The following is an 18,946-nucleotide window of genomic DNA, read 5'->3' as shown; positions in this document are numbered from 1 at the left end:
GCCATTCCTTTGGCGGTAGACTTCCGTTAAGCGCGGAACGAACCCCTCCAGGAGAAGCATGATGAGCGAACGTCTCGAAGACATTGCCGCCGCGATCGTGGCCAACGGCAAGGGCCTGCTGGCCGCCGATGAAAGTTCCGGCACCATCAAGAAGCGTTTCGACGTCATCGGCGTCGAATCGACCGCCGACAGCCGTCGCGACTATCGCGAGATGATGTTCCGCGCCAAGGACGCGATGACGAAGTACATCTCCGGCGTCATCCTCTATGACGAGACCATCCGCCAGAAGGCCGCCGACGGCACGCCGCTGGTCGACATCATCAAGGCATCAGGCGCCATTCCCGGCATCAAGGTCGATGCCGGCGCCAAGCCGCTGGCCGGCTTTCCCGGCGACACCGTCACCGAAGGCCTCGACGGCCTGCGCGAACGGCTTGCCGACTACTACAAGCTCGGCGCCCGCTTCGCAAAATGGCGCGCGGTGATCGACATCGATACCGGCAAGGGCGTGCCCTCGGTCAATTCGATCAGCGCGAACACCCATGCGCTCGCCCGCTATGCGGCGCTTTGCCAGGAAGCCGGCATCGTGCCGATCGTCGAGCCGGAAGTGCTGATGGACGGCGCCCACGACATCGGCACCTGCTACGAGGTCTCCAAGGCGACGCTGATCAAGCTCTATGATGAACTCCATGCGGCGCGTGTCGTGCTCGAAGGCACGATCCTGAAGCCCAACATGGTTCTGTCGGGCAAGAAGTCGGGCACAGTGGACAGTCCCGAAAAGGTCGCCGAGATGACGATAAAACTGTTCCGCGAGACGGTGCCGGCCGCCGTCCCGGGCATCGCCTTCCTTTCCGGCGGCCAGGAGGACGAGGAGGCGACCGCCAACCTCAACGCCATCAATGCCATCGGTCCGCATCCGTGGAAGCTGACCTTCTCCTATGGCCGCGCACTGCAGGCCGCCCCACAAAAGGCGTGGAGCGGCAAGGCCTCGAACGTCGCCGCTGGCCAGGCCGCCTTCACCCATCGCGCCCACATGAACTATCTGGCGGCGCTCGGAAAATGGAAGGCGAGCCTCGAACAGGCCGCCTGATCCCAGCTCTTTCGTCTTCTTCGAACCCGGGCCAATGCGCCCGGGTTTTTGTTGCCTGCGGATTTGGGGGAAGACCTCCTCATTCCTATTTCCTCTGGGCGTTGCCGGCGATGTCGGTTTGCGCCCATCCCGAACGTCCTTGGGATGAGAGACAGGGAGAGGTTCATGCATCGCAACAAGGTCGTTTCACGCGAAGACTGGTTCCAGGCGCACAAGGCACATCTGGCCCGCGAGAAGGAACTGACGCGGCTTCGCGAACGCGTCGCGGCCGAGCGGCGTGAATTGCCCTGGCTGAAGATCAGAAAGGACTATGTCTTCGAGACCGAACAAGGGCCGAGGAAACTGGCCGAGCTGTTTGGCGCCAACAGCCAGCTGATCGTCTACCACTTCGTTTTCGCGCCGGGTTCCAATCATCATTGTGAAAGCTGCGCCTTCGTCGCCGATCATATGGACGGCGCCAACCAGCATCTTAGGCATCATGATGTGTCGCTTGTCGCCGTATCGCGGGCGCCGCTCGCCGAGCTCTTGCCCTACAAGCAGCGCATGGGCTGGAAGTTCGACTGGGTGTCTTCCTATGCCTCGGACTTCAACTTCGACATGCAGGTGTCCTTCACCGACAAGCAGATCGCATCTGGCGAAGCGGTCTACAATTTCGAAACACCGGTGCTGACGTCGAAAGACCTGCCCGGCACCACTGTCTTCCACAAGAACGAAACCGGTGACCTCTTCCTGACCTTCATGTCGCGCGCCCGTGGCAGCGAAGAGTTCATCGGCGCCTATCAATATCTCGACATCGCACCGAAAGGCCGTGACGAGACCGGTCCTTACAGGACCTCTATGGACTGGGTGCGGCTACACGATGAATATGGAAACAGGTCGCGACAGGACGACGTATACCCCTAGGGCACCGGCCAGCGATGCGAGTATCCGTTCACGGCGGACGAAACATGCGCTAAGCCTGCCGCAGATCATTCCACGGTATCGCCATGCGTTTCCCCGCCCTTCTCACCTGGCTCGCCTTTCCCGTTTATGTCTGGCAAGGGCTCGGCGTTCGCCGCCGCACCTCGCGCATGCTACCGGCACAGGGGCCGGTCATGCACGAGATATCAGGCAAGGCGCCTGATATCGCGCTTCTGGTGCTGGGCGACTCCTCCGCAGCCTCGGTCGGCATCGGCAATTCGGAAAACGGTCTTGCCGCGCAACTCGCCGTGCTGATTGCGCAGCGTACCGGTTGCGCCGTGCGCTGGCGCGCCGCCGGCTTCAATTCGGCGACGTCAGGCCAGATCCGCGACCATGTCCTGCCCAATCTCTCGGCCGACCCGTGGACGCATATTGTGCTGGCCATCGGTACCAACGACACCAAGAATTTTCACTCGGTGCCGCGCTTCAAGAAGGAGTTCGGCGGCTTGCTCTACGCGCTGCGCGCCAAATGGCCGGAGGCGCGCGTGGTATGGTCGCCGGTGCTCGAATTCACGCGCGCGCCGGCCATGCCGCCGCTGCTCGGCAAGATCCTCGAGATCCGCGCCACCGCAATGAACCGGATGGGTGAGCGGCTCTGCCTGGAGCGCGGCGCGGTGCCGGCGCCACGCCTGCCGATCACCAACCCGGAAGCCGGTTTTGCCTCCGACGGCTTCCACGCCTCGGAGGCAGGCTACCGCGCCTGGGCGGAACATCTCGTCGACCAGGTGCTTGCCGGCTGACCTTGCGCAACCGCCATTTTGGCGGGCTATGTCAGATGCCCGAGCACGGCCGCCAGCGAGATCGCCGCCATCGCCAGCAGCGCCAGCTTCCAGAAATCGCCGCGGCGCTTGAGCCCGGGCCAGCCGATCGGTTTGATCAGCTGGATGACCATGAAACCAATGATCACAAGGGCGAGGAGTTTCGTCATGCCGCCTTTGACCAGCAACGCGGGCGGCTGTCAAAGCGCCTCGTTTTAGCCTCTAAGAAAGAACGGGCGCCACGTTCCTGAATCGGAGCGTGGCACCCGCTTAGGGCGCTCTATTTCAACGGCTTGAGGCCAGCCTCGATCGAAGCGCGCTTCGGCTCAAGGAAAGGCGGCAGGGCTAGGCTTTCGCCCAGCGTCTCCAGCGGCTCGTCGGCGGTGAACCCCGGCCCGTCGGTGGCGATCTCGAACAGGATGCCATTCGGCTCGCGGAAATAGAGCGAACGGAAGTAGTAACGTTCGACCTCGCCGCTCGACGGTAGACGGAATTCGGCCAGACGGGCCGTCCACTGATGCAACGTCTCCTGGTCCGGTGCCCTGAACGCAACGTGGTGAACCGCACCGGCGCCTTGCCTTGCGGGCGCCAGCCCGGGCTGCACGGCGACATGCAGCTCCGCCGCCGGCCCGCCAGCCCCCATTTCGAAGACATGGACCTGGCCCTCGCCATCAGGCGAGGCATAGTCGCGGACGTTGCGCATGTTCATCACCCTGGTCAACACCGCCTCGGTGTTGGTGATGTCGGGGACACTGATGACGATCGGCCCGAGCCCGCGGATCTGATGCTCCGCCGGCACCGGGCTTTGCGCCCAGGGATGGCTGCCGCCCTTGCCACCGTCGCTGATGAGCCGCAGGCGCTGGCCTTCGGGATCCTCGAAATCCAGGCTGGGATAGCCGCCAATGTCGGCAATCTCTCCTGTCACGATGTTTTCGGCGGCAAGGTGCTGCTTCCACCAGGTAAGGCTCTCCAGACTGCCGACCCGGAGACTGGTCCGCGCGATGGAGTGGGTGCCGCGCCGTTCGCGGCCAACCGGCCAGTCGAAGAAGGTAAGGTCGGTGCCTGGCGTCGCTTCACCGTCGGCATAGAAAAGGTGGTAGGCCGATGTGTCGTCCTGGTTCACCGTCTTCTTGACCAGCCGCAGGCCCAGTACCCTCGTGTAGAAGTGAAGATTACCCGGGGCATTGGCGGTGATGGCGGTCAGATGGTGGATTCCTGTCAGTTGCAGGCTCACGGTCGTCTCCCTGGTTTTGGGGAAGAATTTTCTCCCTTCATATCAGAACTGCGGTCACGCCGCTGAAGGTCGCCTATCCTGACAGTCCGTCGCAGCATGATGAACAACACCGCACATATTGTGACGCCTATGGTGAAACAATCCGGCTCCGCGGCTTGCTGCAGCAAGGCGCGGCGGCATCGAAAAACTAGGCTTTCCCTCAGGAGACGCGTCGAGCGTAACTATCGCTGACCGCCTGACATCCTCCTGACAGACTGCTGTCAGGAGGGGTGTGCGATAGTGTCTCCATCAAAAGAGAGGAGACTGGTCATGAACGGTTACACCATTCTGCGCGGCATGCAGCACTATGTCGGCAAGGTTCGCACCATGCGCAACGAAATCCGCACGCAGCGTTTTATGAACTCGCTGCCCGCGGACATCCGCAAGGACATCGGCTGGCCCGATATGTATGCGGAACGTCGCCCCCACGGCAATTGAGACTATTTTTTCGACACGAATATTGGATGTGGCCGGACCAGCGCCCAGATATCAGGTCCGGCATGCGAGGGATGGAGCGCGCTTATGCCCGAACAGAAGACAATCGGCTTCCTTTTCATCGAAGGTTTTGCCGACTGGGAATATGGGCTGCTTGCGGCTTCGGCGGTCGAATGGTTCGGCGCTCGCGCCGTGTCGCTGACACCCGAAGGCAAGCCCGTGACCGGAATCAGCGGTTTTCGGCTTACGCCCGACCGTTCGGTCGGTGTCGAAGAGAATGCTGATCTTGACGCAGTCGCCGTCATCGGCTCCGACCAGTGGGCGGGCAAGACGCCGCCGGATGTCGCCCAACTGCTCAATACCGTGGCAGCGCGCGGCGGTGTGGTTGGCGGTATCTGTGCCGGCACGCTGGCGCTGGCCCGGGCCGGCATGTTCGAAGGCGCCAGGCACACCAGCAATGGCCGCGACTGGATCAACGGCCATGAAGCCGGCTATGCCGGCGACAGCAACTATCAAGACGTGCCGCATGCGGTCGCCGACGGCAAAATTGTTTCCGCGCCTGGTTCGGCGCCCGGCACCTTTGCCCTTGCCTTTCTGAACACACTCTATCCCGAAAGAGCCAGCGATCTCGCGCAGATGCGAACGCTGTTTGTCAGGGAGTATGCTGAAGCCTCCTGACAGTATGCTGTCAGGAGACGCATGCGATGGTGGGATAATGCGCATGGCCGGCCGAGAGGACGATCGATGAAAAGTTGGAATGACAGGCTGAACACGCCTGGCATCAACGGCGTGAAACCGACGCCGCGCACGGTGGGTGACGTGGTCGAGGGCCAGCCGATGCTGGTGCCGACCGCTCGCCAGGTTGACGATTTCATCCGCTCGATTCCCGCAGGCGTCGAGATGGATATCCGCGCGTTGCGCACTGCCCTTGCCATCGAACACGGCGCCGAAGTGACATGCCCGGTCACAACAGGCTATCATCTGCGCACGGTTGCCGAAGCCGCCAAGGAAGACCTCGAGCGCGGCATGACACTGAGCGACGTCGCGCCCTTCTGGCGCGTGCTCGATGCGAAGACGCCGACAACGAAGAAACTGTCCTTTGGCGCGGAGTTCGTTGCCGCCCAGCGCAAGCGCGAAGGACTGAAACCGTAATGCATGTCATCTGGAAGTGGGCCCAGTTCCGGGACCACGGCATGCATAGAGATAAAACTGGGGAAGCAAACGATGCGCCGCGCCGACAGGCTCTTTCAGATCGTGCAGCATCTGCGTGGTGGCCGTCTGGTCACCGCCCAGAAGCTCGGCACGTGGCTCGAGGTTTCCGAGCGAACGATCTATCGCGACATAGCCGACCTGCAGTCGACCGGGGTGCCGATCGACGGCGAGGCCGGTGTTGGCTACATGATGAGGGAAGGTTTCGACCTTCCGCCGCTGATGTTCACGCGTGACGAGATCGTGGCGCTGGTTGCCGGCGCCCGCATGGTGCGTGCCTTTGGCGGTGCCGCCATGGCACGCGCCGCCGACGAGGCGCTGGTCAAGATAGGCGCCGTGCTGCCCGACGCCGAAAAGGACCGCATCGCCCGCACCGAGATCCACACACCGATGTGGGTGGTGAGCGACGCCGCCCGCGAGGCGATCGACCTGATCGAGCGCGCGGTCGAAAAACGCCAGGTGCTGACCATCGACTATTGCGACGAGGCCGGCCGCGGCACCGCGCGCGACATCAGGCCGCTCGGCCTGTGGTTCTGGGGCAAGGTGTGGACGCTGGTCGCCTGGTGCGAGATGCGCGACGACTTCCGTGCCTTCCGCATCGACCGCATCGCCTCGGTGGTGATCGCCGGCCGCATCTTCAAGCCGGAGCGCGGCAAGCAGCTCGCCGACTTCTACCGCGCCGTGGAGCGCAGCGAGGACTATGGCATGGCGCCGGACCGCGTGGCACGAAGCTGAGACGACCGGACCACAAAAAAGCCCGCTCGAAGCGGGCTTTTTTGATGAGTTCGCGACAACCTTACTCTTCGTCGGTGTCGGGGGTCTTCGACTTCAGCGCCGAGAGCTTGGCGAACACGGCGTTGGCGTCGAGTTCGGCATCCTCGTCCTTCGGCTTTTCGGGGGCCGGCACCAGGCGCTCGGTCAAGGCCGCCGGCAGCAGCGTGTCGCCGACCGGCTGCGCCTGCTCGCGGCCACGCGAGGCGCGGTTGACTTCCATGTCGAGGTCGATCTGCGAGGCGAGACCCAGCGTTACCGGGTCCATCGGCTGCAGATTGGCCGAATTCCAGTGCTTGCGTTCGCGGATCTGCTCGATCGTCGACTTGGTGGTGCCGACGAGACGCGAAATCTGCGCGTCCTTGAGTTCGGGATGGTTGCGCACCAGCCACAGGATGGCGTTCGGCCGGTCCTGGCGCTTCGACAGCGGCGTGTAGCGCGGGCCCTTGCGCTTGGATTCCGGCACCCGCACCTTGGGGTCGGAAAGCTTCAGGCGCTGGTTCGGGTCCTTCTCGGCGCGCGCGATCTCGTCGCGGGTCAGCTGGCCGGTCATGATCGGGTCCATGCCCTTGATGCCTTGCGCCGATTCGCCGTCGGCGATCGCCTTGACCTCGAGCGGATGCAGCCCGCAGAACTGCGCGATCTGCTCGAAGGAGAGCGCGGTGTTGTCGACCAGCCAGACGGCGGTCGCCTTGGGCATCAGCAGCGTATTGGCCATTTAAAAAATCCTTCTCGTTCGCCCGCGTTCCCGCGCGGGCGGTGGTTTAGAGCCACCAAAATGGGAAATTCGCGGCCTGTATAACCGTTCCCTTGCTGTTTCGCAATGTTTTTGGACGCGCGGTCGCCCCGACGCGTTCCGGAGCCGGCAAGCGCATTCGAATGCCTTGACCTCAGCCAAGGGCCCGGAGCTTTTGAGCAGGACACAGAAGCGCTGCGCGCGCTCCTTGAATAGGCGGGCAATCGGCCGGCCCCCCAAAAAAGACAAAACCCGCTGGACAAGGTCCAGCGGGCTCGGAACCGGAAACGGGAAACGTCTGCGACGGCTCTACTTCTCAACACGTGCCCGGCCTTGCGGCCGGGGTCGTGCTTGATATCAGATCGCCTGGCGGGCGATCCGTTCGATGTCGGCGCGGTTGATGCCGAGATCGTTGAGCTGACGGGCGTTGAGCTTGTTCAGTTCACGCACGGTCTCGTTGTACATGCGCCAGTTACGGAAAGCGCGGATCGGGTTCATGGTAGTCCTCCTGATGGGGTGTTCGTTTCGATGCTGCACAGATAGTGATCATCGATGGGGACTTGAACGGCCGATTTTGCATAGCAATGATGCAAATGCTGCATTGCACCATTAAGCCTCTGTTCATCTCGTAGGCAGTCCTCGGCTCGGGACGTGTCGAGATTCAGGTCAGGCCGAGTCGAAAATGATGGCTGCCGGGGTCGCCCTTGCGACGAGCGGAGCGTACTTAAGCACGTGAGCACCGGCCTGCGCCGGCCGTAGCCTGAACTACCACGACCACTCATGAGTGCTTCGGCCGGCGAAGGCCTGGAACCTCAGGAAGCCATCATTTGCAGGCCGGTCTGACCTGAAATCGGCACGTACTAACCGACGTCGAGCACGATCTTGCCGATATGCTCGCCCTCCTCCATCCGCTCATGCGCGCGCCAGGCATCGGTGAGCGGGTAGATCATGTCCATGACAGGTGCCACCTTGCGCGTGCCGAGCAGCGGCCAGACCTGCGCCTCCAGCGCCGCCGCGATCGCCGCCTTGAACTCGACGGTGCGCGGCCGCAGCGTCGAACCCGTATGGGTCAGCCGCTTGACCATGATCTTGGAAAAATCGGCGCTGGCGACGGCACCGGCCTGCACCGCGATCTGGACGATGCGGCCCTCGACGGCGGCGGCCTCGTAGTTTCGCTGGACATAGTCGCCGCCGACCATGTCGAGGATGACATTGGCGCCCTTGCCATCCGTCGCCTCCTTGACCGCCTTGACGAAATCCTCCTCGCGATAATTGATCGCGCGGTCGGCGCCGAGCTTCAGGCAGGCATCGCATTTTTCCTTGGATCCGGCGGTGGTGATGACATAGGCGCCAAAGGCCGAAGCCAGCTGGATCGCCGTCGTGCCGATGCCGGACGAGCCGCCATGCACCAGCAGCGTTTCACCTTTTTTCAGGCCGCCGCGTTCGAACACATTGTGCCAGACGGTGAAATAGTTTTCCGGTACCGCCGCCGCTTCCGTATGCGTGAAGCCTGCGGGCAGCGGCAGCACGCTGCCGGTGTGAACCTTGACATATTCGGCATAGCCGCCGCCGGGTGTGAGCGCACAGACCCGGTCGCCGATGCGCCAGCGCGATATCTCGTCACCAAGGGCTGCCACTTCGCCCGAGACTTCGAGGCCCGGCAGGTCCGATGCGCCGGGCGGCGACGGGTAGGCGCCCTTGCGCTGTTGCACATCAGGGCGGTTGACGCCGGCGGCATGCACCTTGATCAGGATCTCGCCGGGGCCGGGTTGCGGCACGTCGCGCGTCTCCGGTTTCAGCACCCGTGGGCCACCCGGCTCCGAGATTGCGATCGCCGTCATCCTCGCCGGAATTTTCTGTCCGCTCGCCATGAAGTTTCCCGTCTTTCCTCGCCGCATTCTTACCGGCTGTTTGCATCCACACCCTTGCCCTATGTATGCTGATTGCCAAATCAGGCAAATGGCCAATCTGGTGTGGCGGAGGAGGAGCAGCGATGGCGATCTTCGACGACGAACCCAAGAAGAAGGCGCGCCCGCACGAGATCGGGCAGGACCTGTCGCTGCTTTCCGTCGGTGAACTGTCGGAGCGCATCGGCATACTGCGCGAAGAAATCGCCAGGCTGGAAGCCGAGCTCAAGGCCAAGGACAACACCAAATCGGCCGCCGAGGCACTGTTCCGCCGCGGATAGTGGACCGGGGCGGGACGGCTCGCCGCTGAAAAGCCGGAATGCGACTGTCTTCAGACCCTGCCACCCCTTTCAGAGTCCAGCCGGATCAAAAAATGCTCGCATCCTACCGACCGATCCTCTCCCTGCTTCGGGGCACTGCCTTTCTGCTCGCGGCATCGGGTCTGCACGGGCTGCTGTTGCCTCTGCGCGGCCAGGTGGAAGGGTTCTCGACCGCATCGCTCGGCCTGATGGGCACCGCCTGGGCCGGCGGCTTCGTCACCGGCTGTTTCTTCGCGCCGCGCCTTGTGCGCCGCGCCGGGCATGTGCGCGCCTTCGGCGCCTTTGCCGCGTCCGGCGCCATCGTGGCGCTGCTCACCGGCCTGATCATCGACGAATATGTCTGGATCCTGTTGCGCGCCTTCACCGGCTTCACCATGGCCGGCGCTTTCATGGTCATCGAGAGCTGGCTGAACGAGAAGGCCACCAACGAGAACCGCGGCACCGTCTTCGGCCTCTATATGATGGTCACCTACGCCTCGATCATGGGCGGACAGATGATCGTCGCCGGCGGTGATGTGAAATCGGCGTCGCTGTTCATGATCACCGGCATCCTGTTCTGCCTGTCGCTGATCCCGACCGCGGTTTCTTCGGCATCACTCCCCAAGCCGCTGCAGGACGTCAAGCTCGACGTCAAGGGGCTCTACGCCAACTCGCCGGTGTCGGCGGTCGCTTGCCTGTTGGTCGGTATCGCCAACGGCGCCTGGGGTACGCTGGGTGCCGTCTACGGCGCCCGTATCGGCATCTCGACGCCTGAGATTGCCCTGATGATGAGCTTGGTGGTGGTTGCTGGTGCCGCGATGCAGCTGCCGGCCGGGCGCCTGTCCGACAAGACCGACCGCCGTTTCGTCCTGGCCGGTGCCGCTTTTGGCGCGGCGTTGGTCGCACTCCTGGTCTTCCTCTTCGAGCCGCGCTCCGCCGTCTTTGTCATCGTCTTGACCGCCGCTTACGGCGCCTTCGCTTACACGCTCTATTCGATCGCCGTGGCCCATGCCAACGACCACGCCCGTGCGGAGGATTTCGTCAAGGTGTCGGGAGGCTTGCTGCTGCTTTACGGCTTCGGCACCATGATCGGCCCTTTGCTGGCAGCGGCGCTGATGGGCTGGATGCGCCCGGAGGGCCTGTTCCTGGCGACCGCCTTCGCGCATCTGTCGCTGGCCGGCTACACGCTGCTGCGCATCAGCCGCCGCGCTCCGGTGCCGATCGGCGATCGCGACGCCTTCAAGACGCAGCCGGCCGACCGCTCGGTGACGCCGGAAGCATTGCGGCTCGATCCAAGAAGAAAAGCAGAAGCAGACAGTTGAGATTCGAAGAACTTTGCCTCACAAATGAGGCATGATGTTTTCCGACGCCTTCATGGCGATCGCCGACCCCAATCGGCGCCACCTCCTGGAAGAACTTCGACGCGGTCCGAAGACCGTCAACGAGTTGGCGGCCGGCTTGCCAGTCTCACGCCCGGCCGTATCGCAGCATCTGAAAGTGTTGCTCGACGCCGGACTGGTCAACGCCAAGGCTGAAGGCACGCGGCGTGTCTATACGGTAAGCAATTCCGGCTTCCTGAAGCTCAACATCTGGCTCGATCAATTCTGGGAAGCTTGATCTTCTCGCCCTTTATCATCGACATCGCGACGACGATCAGGCTTGTATTTTTAGGAAGGCGCCGAGCGCATCGAGCAGTTCGCCTGTCCCATGCTCACGCGTGGCTGAGGTGTCGTGGCCGTCGAGGAAGGCGCCCTGTTCTGTCATCACCAGCCGCGTGCCCCCCGCTTCGGCTACCAGCTCGATCGTCGCCAGTGACACAGAGACGCGGGTTTGACCGAACAGCAGCTCATAGCTGTAGACGATGCGCTGGTCCGGAACGATGTCCTGATAGACCGCGTTGAAGAAATGCATCTGCCCATCGCTCGGGCATCCCGCATTGACCTCCTTACCCCCGACACGGAAGTCCATGTCATGCCGGCTGGGCATCGGGTCATGGGGATCGACGAACCAGCGCCGCTTGGCCTCAGGATTGCTGAACGCGGAGAAGACCCTTGCGGGCGCCGCCGGATAGAAGCGCTCGACGACGAAGGTGGAATGGACGACGGATCGTTGGCTCACTGAGGTTTCCTTCATGTTTCGTCTTTGGTTTGCGCCAGAAAATCGCCAAGCCGATCCAGCCGGCGTTCCCAGGCGAGGCGCCGTTCGTTGATCCAGTGCTCGGCCGCTCTCAGCGCCTTGGGCTCGATCTGGCAGGTGCGCACGCGCCCCAGTTTTTCCGAGCGTACGAGGCCGCTCGCTTCCAGCACGTTGAGGTGCTGGACGACGGCCGACAGCGACATCGCCAGCGGCTCGGCCAGCTGGCTGACCGAGGCGGGGCCACGCGACAGCCGGTCGACCATCTGCCGCCGCGCCGGATCGGCGAGCGCCTGGAACATCAGGTCGAGCTGGGCGGGATCGTGCAGCATCGCCGTCAGCCGTTATTGTACGGGAAGAACTTGAAGTAGGGCTGCGCCTCCTCGATCACCCTGGCGAAGGCGGCGCGCTGCAGCAACCGGTCGTGATAGCGTTTCACGGCCGGATATTTGTCGCCGAACGGCTCGACCTTGTTGGCATAGAAGAGCGCGGGCGACGCCGCGCAATCGGCCAGGCTGAAGGCGTCGCCCACCGCCCAGTCCCTCGACTGCATCTCTTGTTCGACGATGGCGTAGGAATTGCGCAGCTGGCCACGCGCCTGCTCGACGCCGAACGGGTCGGTCTTGTCATGCGGCCGCAACCGGTCGCCGACGATCTTCTGCATCGGCTCCTGCACATAGAAATCATAGAAGCGGTCGGCCTGGCGGACCGCCAGCGCCGCATCGATGTCGGCGGGAACGAGTTCGACCGACCCCGGATAGTGCGTGGCCAGATATTCCACGACGATGGTCGATTCCAGCACTGTGCGGTCGCGTGCATCATCGCGCAGCGCCGGCATCTTGCCGGTCGGTGAAATCTTCAGGAAAGCCGCGCGCGAGTGTTCGTCGCCAAGGTCGACGATGACCGGGTTAAAGGCCGTGCCGTTCTCATAGAGCGCGATCAGCGGCTTCCAGCAGAAAGAGGCCAGGGGGTGGAAATGCAGCGTCAGGGCCATTCTTTGCTCGTCTCCTTCTGGTTCGTCGATGGGCAGGAGTCATGCGCCCGCCAGGTCAACACTGAAGCATTTACTTAACTATTGCGACATGCCTTGTCCGTCAAGACCGACCCGTGAAATCTCAATTGGACCTGATATGCGAGACGATGGCGGTCTCTATGTCGGGCCAGTCTTGCGGATGCAGTTCATGGCCGCCGCCCGCGATGCGAAGGAGTTTTACGCCGGTGACCATTTTGGCCAGCGCCTCGCCGTGCTCGACCGGAAAGATCGGATCTGATGTACCATGGATGACCAGCAGCGGCGCCGCCATCTCCGGCAAGCGGCCCTTCCATGCGTCACCGCCCTTGAGCGAGAAATGATTGCTTGCGCTGAGGAACCCGCCGGAGCGATCGTAATCCTGTTCGATGAAGGCCCGCATCCGGGCCTCGTCGAACGGGTGTGCGGTGCTGGCGATCGCCCTGGCATCCCTGACCATGAAATCGATCACCTGGCCGCGGTCCGACCAGTCGACATCGGCGCCCGCGGCCGAATGCTCGATATAGGCGTCGGTCGTCTGTGGCAGATGCGAGGTGTCCATTTCCACCGGCGAGCTGCTGATCACCGTCAGCGACGCGACGCGGGAGGAATGCTTGAGCGCCACGAGCTGCGCGATCATGCCGCCCATCGACATGCCGGCGACATGCGCCTTGCCGATGCCATGGCTGTCGAGCACGCCAACAGCATCGTCCGCCATGTCGTCGAATGTGTAGGGCGGCTTGCCCGGCGGATATTTGGTCGAGCGGCCGGTATCGCGATTGTCGTAGCGGATCACGTACAGGCCGGCATCCGCCAACTCCCGGCAAAATGCCTCCGGCCACCACAGCATCGAGGCCATCGCGCCCATGATCAGCAGCAGCGGAGGATTTTCAGGGTCGCCGAAGGCTTCGGATATGATCTCGGGGCGATTGATCGTCGTCATCACAAGGTCTCCTCATCTGCTTGCATTTTGCAATCGGTTGCACCGTAATAAAACTGATACGATAATGCAACTGGTTTTGTGGAGAGAGAATCGAATGAGCCTCGATCGCCGGTCCGGCTGCCCGATCAACCTGTCGCTGGAAGTGTTCGGCGACCGCTGGAGCCTGATCATCCTTCGCGACATGATTTTCGGCGGCAGGCGGCATTTTCGCGAACTGCTCAACGGCTCGATGGAAGGCATTGCCTCCAACATCCTTGCCGACCGGCTGAAGCGGCTGATGGAACTTGGCATGCTGACCAAGGCCGACGACCCATCGCACAAGCAGAAGGCGATCTACAGCCTGACCGAGATGGCCATCACGCTGGTGCCGATCCTGGCCCATCTGGGCGCCTGGGGCCGGGTCTGGCTGCCGACCACCGAGGAACTCTCGATCCGCGCCGAGCTCCTGGAGAAGGGCGGCCCGCCACTATGGGAGAAATTCATGGACGAGTTGCGCCATGAGCATCTGGGTATGCCACTCGACACAGCGTCCGGCCCTTCTGTCCGCGCGACCCTGCAGGCCGCCTATCAAGCCGTGGTCGCCGGCAAGGCTCTCGGCGCCAGCCCGGCCGTGTAACCAACTATTTTCCCCCGTTGAGAGCCCGGCTCTGCTAGAACAAGCGGAAACCACAATTCACGGGATTGGATAAGGTCTTGGTTGAGAACTCTCGGGATGCTGCCCGCGCGCGCGCCGATCTGCGCTTCAAGAAGCAGGAAGAGGCGGCGACCGTCCGCCAGAAGGCGATGGCGGAATATGCCGCCGAGAGCGACGCCCGCAAGGTCAAGACCGACAAGCTGAGGGCGCTCCGGCTCGCCAAGGAAGCCGAAGACCTCGCCAATGCGCCGGCAGTGCCCGCCAAGAAACCTGCACGCGCCAAGAAGAAATAACGCGCCGCTTTCAAACTAGCCCGAACCGGCCGGCGCTGCTCGCCTGCTGATACAGCCGTTCGACGGCGCCACCCAGGCAGCGGCCCTTCATCCCACCGCTTCACGAGAAGCAATTTCAACCGAAAACGGGATTGCTTCGGCCGGCCGGCCGCCGATGATTGTCCCTTTCCAACAGGAGATTGCCATGACCGCACTGCCGCTCGAAAAAGCCCAGCAAATCATCGATGCCGCCTTCGCCAAGGGCGCCGATCTCAAGCTCAAGCCGCTGGGCGTCTCGGTGCTTGACGCCGGCGGCCATCTGGTCGCCTTCCAGCGCCAGGACGGTGCCTCGTTCCTGCGCCCGCAAATGTCGGCCGGCAAGGCCTATGGCGCGCTGGCCATCGGCATGGGTTCGCGCAAGGTCGAGGCCTTCGCCAAGGAGCGCCCGCATCTGGTTGCCGGCATTTCCGACGTGTCGGGCGGACGCGTGCTGCCGGTGGTCGGCGGCGTGCTGATCCGCGACAAGGCCGGCACTATTGTCGGCGCCGTCGGCATTTCAGGCGACACCTCGGACAATGACGAGGCCGCGGCCATCGCCGGCATCGAGGCCGCCGGCTTCACCGCCGATCCGGGCTGAGTTCTTAGTTGAGATTGATGTCCCGGCTTGCCGATCGCATCGACACCGCGAACCCGGCCATCACATCGAACAGCGCGATGATCATCAGCGTGAAGAAGATGGAATGCGCCGCGCCCTTGACCAGCAGGAACTCGACCAGGAAAGCGACGAAGACCAGCGTCGACAGGAGATGGTCCATGATCGAGGCGCTGGTCGTGCGCGCCGATTTCACCATTTCGAGGAACAGGAAGATCAGCCCGATCAGTATCATCAAGTCGCCGAGCGTCATCGAGAACACCCCGCCCGACATCATGCGGAACGAGAAGATCTCGCTCGCCCAGGGATCGTCACCGCCGCCGAAAATTCCGAGCAGGCCGAGATTGTAGAGAATGAAAGGCACGATCAAAAGCGGGACGGCACCGAACATCTGGCGTCTCCATATGGGGGCACCTTCTGTAGAATGCGCCACAGGCACGCCGTCAAGATTTTTCGTAAAAAGCCGCAAACACGGTCGAAGACCGGATGCAACAACCATGTCAGCCGGTTGCAAGCGTAAGGCAGAGGCTCAGCGCTGAAGTAGCCTGCGCGCATTGCGCGCCGGTGAGACGGCAGCCCAAGCGTCGGCTCCGGCCGTTAAGTTGCGCCAAACGCAAAAAAGACCGGCCAGAGGCCGGTCTTTTGTAACTCAAACCTTGGGAAAAGCTAGTCTCAGCTTTCCTTGGGGGTCAGCACCTGGCGACCGCGATACATGCCGGTCTTCAGGTCAATGTGGTGCGGGCGGCGCATTTCGCCGGAATTCTTGTCCTCGACATAGGTCGGGGCCTTGAGGGCGTCTGCCGAGCGGCGCATGCCGCGCTTGGACGGAGAGGTTTTGCGTTTCGGAACGGCCATGGATATGCTCCACTACATGGTCAAAAGCCCCGCCCGCCCTCGTGAAAGGGCCATGTCGGGGCCTAAATCTGAGAAAGTCGGGTGCCTATACACGCCCTGTGCCGTTTTGGCCAGCGCTACCATGAACTTTTTTGTGCCGGCTATTCGAGACAACCGACATAAGCACCGGAACGACCTGCCCTGCGCTCTATCAGATTGGCGAGCCGTCTCAGGCCCGGCCCGGGCTTTGCCGGATTGCGGGCGATCGGATTGGGCAGGGTGACGGCAAGAAGTGCGGCCTGCCGGCGCGACAGCTGTTTTGCCGAAATGCCGAAATGATGCTGTGCCGCTGCCTCGATGCCATAGATGCCCGGCCCCCATTCGGCGATGTTGAGATAGATTTCCATGATGCGGCGTTTCGATATCACGGCGTCGAAATAGACGGCCAGCGGCAGTTCGACGACCTTGCGCACCGAGCCCAGCGGCCGCGACCAGAGAAAAAGGTTCTTCACCGTCTGCATAGTGATGGTCGAGGCGCCGCGCGTCGCCTCGCCGGCCAGCGCATCGTCGACGACGCCGCGCAATTCGCCGAGATCGACACCGCGGTGAAAGCAGAATTGCCCATCCTCCGACATGATGACCGAATGGGCCAATACCGGCGCCACATCGTCGATCGACACCCAGCGCCGGTCATAGCCGGAGAAGGTCGCCACATCCTTCAGCATCAGCGTCGACACCGGATGCACGAAGGACGGCAGGTAAAGGAAGGTCAGCACCGTCGGAATCAACGCCAGTACGGCGGCCACGACGATACCGCGCCGGACCCAGCGCCTGAGATTGCGGCGGTTCACGCCTCGCGATCTCGTCGCCATGTCCAGCTTTTCGGTTTCATGATCGACGATCGGTTCCGCCAAGCCGCCCAACCCGTGCCAGAGAGCTCGTTTTGAAACGCGCTCCTGTGAGTCATATGACGGCGTTTTTCGAGAACCGGAGCGGAGCGTACATTTGAGTACGTGAGCACCGGAAGCGCAGAAAAAGCCTTCAGATGACCGCAGGAGTAGAGTTTCCAAACGGGCTCTTACTGCTCCGGCATAATGGCGCTTGCCTTCTTGCGCAACGTCTGAGTGTCGGCTACCGGTCCCGGCCATGACGAATGACGACGAAATGGCGTTCGAAATGGCGCTCATCAGGCGGGCGGCAGCCGTCGAGGTGCTGCTGCGGCGGTTGCTCGACGACCGCCCGCTTTCGGGCGAGATCGCGCGGCCCGACCGCCTGATGGCGGCAATGCGCCATGGCGTGCTGAACGGCGGCAAGCGCCTGCGCCCGTTCCTGGTCATGGAGAGCGCCGCGCTGTTTTCCGCCGATGGCGAAGCCGCACTGCGCGTCGCGGCGGCCCTCGAATGCGTGCATTGCTATTCGCTGATCCATGACGATCTGCCGGCGATGGACGATGATGATCTGCGCCGCGGCCAGCCGACCGTGCACAGGGCCTTCGACGAGGCGACGGCGATCCTGGCCGGCGACGCCTTGCTGACGCTGGCCTTCGACATCATCGCCGGCGAGGCGACCGTACTGCCGGCCGAGCGGCGGGTGGCCCTGGTGCTGGCGCTTGCCCGTGCCGCCGGTGCCGGCGGCATGGTCGGCGGCCAGAAACTCGACCTCGAAGCCGAGCAGACACCGCCCGACGAGGCCGGCATCATAAGGCTGCAGGCAATGAAGACCGGCGCGCTGATCCGCTTCGCCTGCGAAGCCGGCGCCATCATCGCCGGCGCTCCGGCCGAGGATCGCGAACGGCTGGCCGAATTCGGCTCGGCGATCGGCCTTGCCTTCCAGCTTGCCGACGACCTGCTCGACCTGACCGCCGACGCCGGCCAGATGGGCAAGGCGACCGGCAAGGACGCCGCCGCCGGCAAGGGAACGCTGGTGGCGCTGCACGGCGCGAATTGGGCGCGCAGCCAGCTGCACGGCCTTGTCGGCCAGGCGCACGCGCTGCTCGAGCCCTATGGCGACAGGGCAGCGCTGCTGAAGGAAGCCGCGACCTTCGTCGCGACGCGCAACAGCTGAGTTCTGGATCTGGACTTGCCTGCCTGGCAGGACAGGCAGGGCTATCCCCGCCCCGCGCCATTCGCCACGACATATACCGCGTAGAGCGACTGTCGCGCCGTGATGAACAGGCGGTTGCGCTTCGGGCCGCCGAAGGTGAGGTTCGCCACCGTCTCCGGGATGCGGATCTTGCCGATCAGCGTGCCGTCGGGGTCGAAGCAATGGACGCCGTCGCCGGCACCTGCCCAGACGCGGCCTGATAGATCCACCCTGAACCCATCGAACAAGCCGGCTGTGCAAGTCGCGAAGACGCCGAGTTCCTTGAGCGCGCCGCTCTCGATGGCGAACTTGCGGATGTGCCGTGGCCCGCCCTTCTGGTGCGTGACGCCGGTGTCGCCGACATAGAGGATGGTCTCGTCCGGCGAGAAGGCGAGGCCGTTGGGCTTCGCCATCGTCGAGACGACGCGTGTCACTGCGCCCGTTGCAGGGTCGGCGCGGTAAACGTGGCAACCCTCGATCTCCTGCTCGGCGCGGTCGCCCTCATAGTCGGTCGCGATGCCGTAGGGCGGATCGGAAAACCACACCGTGCCGTCCGAACGCACCACCACGTCGTTGGGCGAATTCAGCCGCTTGCCCTCGAAGCGGTCGGCGATCACCGTGATCGACCCGTCATGCTCGGTGCGGGTGACGCGCCGCGCCCGGTGCTCGCAGGTGACCAGCCGCCCCTCAGTATCGACTGTGTTGCCATTGGCATTGTAGGCCGGTGCGCGAAACACCGAGACGGCGCCGCTGGTGTCGTCGTAGCGCATGATGCGGTCATTCGGGATGTCCGAAAACACCAGATACCGCCCGGCCGCGAACCAGGCCGGACCCTCCAACCAGCGCCCTCCGGTCCACAGCCGCTCGACCGCCACATGGCCGACGAAGCAGCTCTCGAACCGCTCGTCGAGAACCTCGAAGCCCGCGCCTTCTATATCTGCGAACATGCCTC

Annotated in this window: 27 protein-coding genes; 14 read left to right on the top strand and 13 right to left on the bottom strand. The window is 63.2% G+C overall.

The window, feature by feature from the left end:
- The first annotated feature begins 61 nt into the window (after positions 1-61).
- From JN279_RS07580 to JN279_RS07570, 3 genes are all read left to right on the top strand, one after another.
- On the top strand, positions 62-1,087 hold the full coding sequence (locus JN279_RS07580) for a class I fructose-bisphosphate aldolase (RefSeq protein ID WP_096451018.1): 1,026 nt from the start codon (positions 62-64) through the stop codon (positions 1,085-1,087).
- A gap of 165 nt (positions 1,088-1,252) precedes the next feature.
- A complete protein-coding gene (locus JN279_RS07575) occupies positions 1,253-1,990 on the top strand; it encodes a DUF899 domain-containing protein (protein ID WP_202352418.1) in 738 nt (245 codons plus the stop codon).
- Between the two features lie 83 nt (positions 1,991-2,073).
- Positions 2,074-2,787 (top strand): SGNH/GDSL hydrolase family protein, encoded by a 714-nt coding sequence (locus JN279_RS07570; RefSeq protein ID WP_202352417.1) that lies wholly within the window; start codon positions 2,074-2,076, stop codon positions 2,785-2,787.
- 26 nt (positions 2,788-2,813) lie between these two features.
- On the opposite strand, the gene JN279_RS07565 is transcribed toward JN279_RS07570, so the two are convergent.
- Positions 2,814-2,975: a hypothetical protein gene (locus tag JN279_RS07565; protein ID WP_080643995.1), complete on the bottom strand. Its 162-nt coding sequence runs from the start codon at positions 2,973-2,975 to the stop codon at positions 2,814-2,816.
- A gap of 110 nt (positions 2,976-3,085) precedes the next feature.
- Complete coding sequence (locus JN279_RS07560) at positions 3,086-4,039, bottom strand: ring-cleaving dioxygenase (RefSeq protein WP_202352416.1); 954 nt, start codon at positions 4,037-4,039, stop codon at positions 3,086-3,088.
- A gap of 309 nt (positions 4,040-4,348) precedes the next feature.
- Here JN279_RS07560 and JN279_RS07555 point away from each other — a divergent pair, with 309 nt between their 5' ends.
- The 4 genes from JN279_RS07555 to JN279_RS07540 all read left to right on the top strand — a co-directional run bounded on the left by JN279_RS07555 (position 4,349) and on the right by JN279_RS07540 (position 6,457).
- A complete protein-coding gene (locus tag JN279_RS07555) occupies positions 4,349-4,516 on the top strand; it encodes a hypothetical protein (protein WP_202352415.1) in 168 nt (55 codons plus the stop codon).
- A gap of 84 nt (positions 4,517-4,600) precedes the next feature.
- Entirely contained in the window at positions 4,601-5,191 is a 591-nt protein-coding gene (locus JN279_RS07550) for a DJ-1/PfpI family protein (RefSeq protein WP_202352414.1), read from the top strand.
- A 66-nt stretch (positions 5,192-5,257) separates the two neighbouring features.
- The gene (locus JN279_RS07545; protein ID WP_202352413.1) at positions 5,258-5,665 is read left to right on the top strand and encodes a hypothetical protein; all 408 of its coding nucleotides are present in this window, start codon (positions 5,258-5,260) and stop codon (positions 5,663-5,665) included.
- Between the two features lie 72 nt (positions 5,666-5,737).
- Positions 5,738-6,457, top strand: coding sequence for a helix-turn-helix transcriptional regulator (locus JN279_RS07540; RefSeq protein ID WP_095201249.1), 720 nt, complete (start codon positions 5,738-5,740; stop codon positions 6,455-6,457).
- Between the two features lie 61 nt (positions 6,458-6,518).
- Here the strand turns inward: JN279_RS07540 and JN279_RS07535 are convergent, their stop codons facing one another.
- The 3 genes from JN279_RS07535 to JN279_RS07525 all read right to left on the bottom strand — a co-directional run bounded on the left by JN279_RS07535 (position 6,519) and on the right by JN279_RS07525 (position 9,100).
- Positions 6,519-7,211, bottom strand: coding sequence for a DUF1013 domain-containing protein (locus tag JN279_RS07535; RefSeq protein ID WP_096451032.1), 693 nt, complete (start codon positions 7,209-7,211; stop codon positions 6,519-6,521).
- Between the two features lie 375 nt (positions 7,212-7,586).
- On the bottom strand, positions 7,587-7,727 hold the full coding sequence (locus tag JN279_RS07530; RefSeq protein ID WP_006327955.1) for a DUF1127 domain-containing protein: 141 nt from the start codon (positions 7,725-7,727) through the stop codon (positions 7,587-7,589).
- 362 nt (positions 7,728-8,089) lie between these two features.
- On the bottom strand, positions 8,090-9,100 hold the full coding sequence (locus JN279_RS07525) for an NAD(P)H-quinone oxidoreductase (RefSeq protein ID WP_202352412.1): 1,011 nt from the start codon (positions 9,098-9,100) through the stop codon (positions 8,090-8,092).
- Between the two features lie 122 nt (positions 9,101-9,222).
- Between JN279_RS07525 and JN279_RS07520 the strand changes: the two genes are divergently transcribed.
- From JN279_RS07520 to JN279_RS07510, 3 genes are all read left to right on the top strand, one after another.
- The gene (locus JN279_RS07520) at positions 9,223-9,417 is read left to right on the top strand and encodes a DUF1192 domain-containing protein (protein WP_096451036.1); all 195 of its coding nucleotides are present in this window, start codon (positions 9,223-9,225) and stop codon (positions 9,415-9,417) included.
- Between the two features lie 92 nt (positions 9,418-9,509).
- Complete coding sequence (locus JN279_RS07515) at positions 9,510-10,757, top strand: MFS transporter (protein WP_096451038.1); 1,248 nt, start codon at positions 9,510-9,512, stop codon at positions 10,755-10,757.
- Positions 10,758-10,788: 31 nt separating this feature from the next.
- Positions 10,789-11,052 carry an ArsR/SmtB family transcription factor gene (locus JN279_RS07510; protein WP_027041916.1) on the top strand — a complete coding sequence of 88 codons (264 nt, stop codon included), beginning with the start codon at positions 10,789-10,791 and terminating at the stop codon, positions 11,050-11,052.
- A gap of 36 nt (positions 11,053-11,088) precedes the next feature.
- On the opposite strand, the gene JN279_RS07505 is transcribed toward JN279_RS07510, so the two are convergent.
- From JN279_RS07505 to JN279_RS07490, 4 genes are all read right to left on the bottom strand, one after another.
- Positions 11,089-11,553, bottom strand: coding sequence for an SRPBCC family protein (locus JN279_RS07505; RefSeq protein ID WP_096458035.1), 465 nt, complete (start codon positions 11,551-11,553; stop codon positions 11,089-11,091).
- Positions 11,554-11,564: 11 nt separating this feature from the next.
- Positions 11,565-11,900, bottom strand: a complete 336-nt coding sequence (locus JN279_RS07500; RefSeq protein ID WP_096451040.1) for an ArsR/SmtB family transcription factor — start codon at positions 11,898-11,900, stop codon at positions 11,565-11,567.
- A gap of 5 nt (positions 11,901-11,905) precedes the next feature.
- Positions 11,906-12,562, bottom strand: coding sequence for a glutathione S-transferase family protein (locus JN279_RS07495; RefSeq protein WP_096451042.1), 657 nt, complete (start codon positions 12,560-12,562; stop codon positions 11,906-11,908).
- A gap of 121 nt (positions 12,563-12,683) precedes the next feature.
- Positions 12,684-13,520: an alpha/beta fold hydrolase gene (locus tag JN279_RS07490; protein WP_096451044.1), complete on the bottom strand. Its 837-nt coding sequence runs from the start codon at positions 13,518-13,520 to the stop codon at positions 12,684-12,686.
- Positions 13,521-13,614: 94 nt separating this feature from the next.
- Between JN279_RS07490 and JN279_RS07485 the strand changes: the two genes are divergently transcribed.
- The 3 genes from JN279_RS07485 to JN279_RS07475 all read left to right on the top strand — a co-directional run bounded on the left by JN279_RS07485 (position 13,615) and on the right by JN279_RS07475 (position 15,063).
- Positions 13,615-14,136, top strand: a complete 522-nt coding sequence (locus JN279_RS07485) for a winged helix-turn-helix transcriptional regulator (protein WP_096451046.1) — start codon at positions 13,615-13,617, stop codon at positions 14,134-14,136.
- 77 nt (positions 14,137-14,213) lie between these two features.
- Entirely contained in the window at positions 14,214-14,447 is a 234-nt protein-coding gene (locus JN279_RS07480) for a hypothetical protein (RefSeq protein WP_095201240.1), read from the top strand.
- A 184-nt stretch (positions 14,448-14,631) separates the two neighbouring features.
- Complete coding sequence (locus JN279_RS07475) at positions 14,632-15,063, top strand: GlcG/HbpS family heme-binding protein (RefSeq protein WP_096451048.1); 432 nt, start codon at positions 14,632-14,634, stop codon at positions 15,061-15,063.
- A gap of 4 nt (positions 15,064-15,067) precedes the next feature.
- Here JN279_RS07475 and JN279_RS07470 read toward each other — a convergent pair whose 3' ends face one another.
- The 3 genes from JN279_RS07470 to JN279_RS07460 all read right to left on the bottom strand — a co-directional run bounded on the left by JN279_RS07470 (position 15,068) and on the right by JN279_RS07460 (position 16,835).
- Entirely contained in the window at positions 15,068-15,469 is a 402-nt protein-coding gene (locus JN279_RS07470) for a hypothetical protein (protein ID WP_064981146.1), read from the bottom strand.
- Positions 15,470-15,750: 281 nt separating this feature from the next.
- Positions 15,751-15,933 carry a 50S ribosomal protein L32 gene (gene rpmF / locus JN279_RS07465; RefSeq protein WP_008834724.1) on the bottom strand — a complete coding sequence of 61 codons (183 nt, stop codon included), beginning with the start codon at positions 15,931-15,933 and terminating at the stop codon, positions 15,751-15,753.
- A gap of 140 nt (positions 15,934-16,073) precedes the next feature.
- On the bottom strand, positions 16,074-16,835 hold the full coding sequence (locus JN279_RS07460; RefSeq protein WP_096451050.1) for a biosynthetic peptidoglycan transglycosylase: 762 nt from the start codon (positions 16,833-16,835) through the stop codon (positions 16,074-16,076).
- 223 nt (positions 16,836-17,058) lie between these two features.
- On the opposite strand from JN279_RS07460, the gene JN279_RS07455 reads away from it, so the two are divergent.
- Positions 17,059-17,976: a polyprenyl synthetase family protein gene (locus JN279_RS07455; RefSeq protein ID WP_096451052.1), complete on the top strand. Its 918-nt coding sequence runs from the start codon at positions 17,059-17,061 to the stop codon at positions 17,974-17,976.
- 41 nt (positions 17,977-18,017) lie between these two features.
- Here the strand turns inward: JN279_RS07455 and JN279_RS07450 are convergent, their stop codons facing one another.
- Complete coding sequence (locus JN279_RS07450) at positions 18,018-18,941, bottom strand: SMP-30/gluconolactonase/LRE family protein (RefSeq protein ID WP_096451054.1); 924 nt, start codon at positions 18,939-18,941, stop codon at positions 18,018-18,020.
- Positions 18,942-18,946: the final 5 nt, after the last annotated feature.

Source organism: Mesorhizobium sp. 113-1-2 (genome assembly GCF_016756475.1).
GTDB classification, from domain to species: domain Bacteria; phylum Pseudomonadota; class Alphaproteobacteria; order Rhizobiales; family Rhizobiaceae; genus Mesorhizobium; species Mesorhizobium loti_C.
This window is presented reverse-complemented; position numbering and strand designations above follow the sequence as displayed.

Coding starts and splice junctions, on each gene's coding strand:
- JN279_RS07580 (WP_096451018.1), top strand. CDS start 62: ATGAGCGAACGTCTCGAAGACATTGCCGCCGCGATCGTGGCCAACGGC.
- JN279_RS07575 (WP_202352418.1), top strand. CDS start 1,253: ATGCATCGCAACAAGGTCGTTTCACGCGAAGACTGGTTCCAGGCGCAC.
- JN279_RS07570 (WP_202352417.1), top strand. CDS start 2,074: ATGCGTTTCCCCGCCCTTCTCACCTGGCTCGCCTTTCCCGTTTATGTC.
- JN279_RS07565 (WP_080643995.1), bottom strand. CDS start 2,975: ATGACGAAACTCCTCGCCCTTGTGATCATTGGTTTCATGGTCATCCAG.
- JN279_RS07555 (WP_202352415.1), top strand. CDS start 4,349: ATGAACGGTTACACCATTCTGCGCGGCATGCAGCACTATGTCGGCAAG.
- JN279_RS07550 (WP_202352414.1), top strand. CDS start 4,601: ATGCCCGAACAGAAGACAATCGGCTTCCTTTTCATCGAAGGTTTTGCC.
- JN279_RS07545 (WP_202352413.1), top strand. CDS start 5,258: ATGAAAAGTTGGAATGACAGGCTGAACACGCCTGGCATCAACGGCGTG.
- JN279_RS07540 (WP_095201249.1), top strand. CDS start 5,738: ATGCGCCGCGCCGACAGGCTCTTTCAGATCGTGCAGCATCTGCGTGGT.
- JN279_RS07535 (WP_096451032.1), bottom strand. CDS start 7,211: ATGGCCAATACGCTGCTGATGCCCAAGGCGACCGCCGTCTGGCTGGTC.
- JN279_RS07530 (WP_006327955.1), bottom strand. CDS start 7,727: ATGAACCCGATCCGCGCTTTCCGTAACTGGCGCATGTACAACGAGACC.
- JN279_RS07525 (WP_202352412.1), bottom strand. CDS start 9,100: ATGGCGAGCGGACAGAAAATTCCGGCGAGGATGACGGCGATCGCAATC.
- JN279_RS07520 (WP_096451036.1), top strand. CDS start 9,223: ATGGCGATCTTCGACGACGAACCCAAGAAGAAGGCGCGCCCGCACGAG.
- JN279_RS07515 (WP_096451038.1), top strand. CDS start 9,510: ATGCTCGCATCCTACCGACCGATCCTCTCCCTGCTTCGGGGCACTGCC.
- JN279_RS07510 (WP_027041916.1), top strand. CDS start 10,789: ATGATGTTTTCCGACGCCTTCATGGCGATCGCCGACCCCAATCGGCGC.
- JN279_RS07500 (WP_096451040.1), bottom strand. CDS start 11,900: ATGCTGCACGATCCCGCCCAGCTCGACCTGATGTTCCAGGCGCTCGCC.
- JN279_RS07495 (WP_096451042.1), bottom strand. CDS start 12,562: ATGGCCCTGACGCTGCATTTCCACCCCCTGGCCTCTTTCTGCTGGAAG.
- JN279_RS07490 (WP_096451044.1), bottom strand. CDS start 13,520: ATGACGACGATCAATCGCCCCGAGATCATATCCGAAGCCTTCGGCGAC.
- JN279_RS07485 (WP_096451046.1), top strand. CDS start 13,615: ATGAGCCTCGATCGCCGGTCCGGCTGCCCGATCAACCTGTCGCTGGAA.
- JN279_RS07475 (WP_096451048.1), top strand. CDS start 14,632: ATGACCGCACTGCCGCTCGAAAAAGCCCAGCAAATCATCGATGCCGCC.
- JN279_RS07470 (WP_064981146.1), bottom strand. CDS start 15,469: ATGTTCGGTGCCGTCCCGCTTTTGATCGTGCCTTTCATTCTCTACAAT.
- rpmF (WP_008834724.1), bottom strand. CDS start 15,933: ATGGCCGTTCCGAAACGCAAAACCTCTCCGTCCAAGCGCGGCATGCGC.
- JN279_RS07455 (WP_096451052.1), top strand. CDS start 17,059: ATGACGAATGACGACGAAATGGCGTTCGAAATGGCGCTCATCAGGCGG.
- JN279_RS07450 (WP_096451054.1), bottom strand. CDS start 18,941: ATGTTCGCAGATATAGAAGGCGCGGGCTTCGAGGTTCTCGACGAGCGG.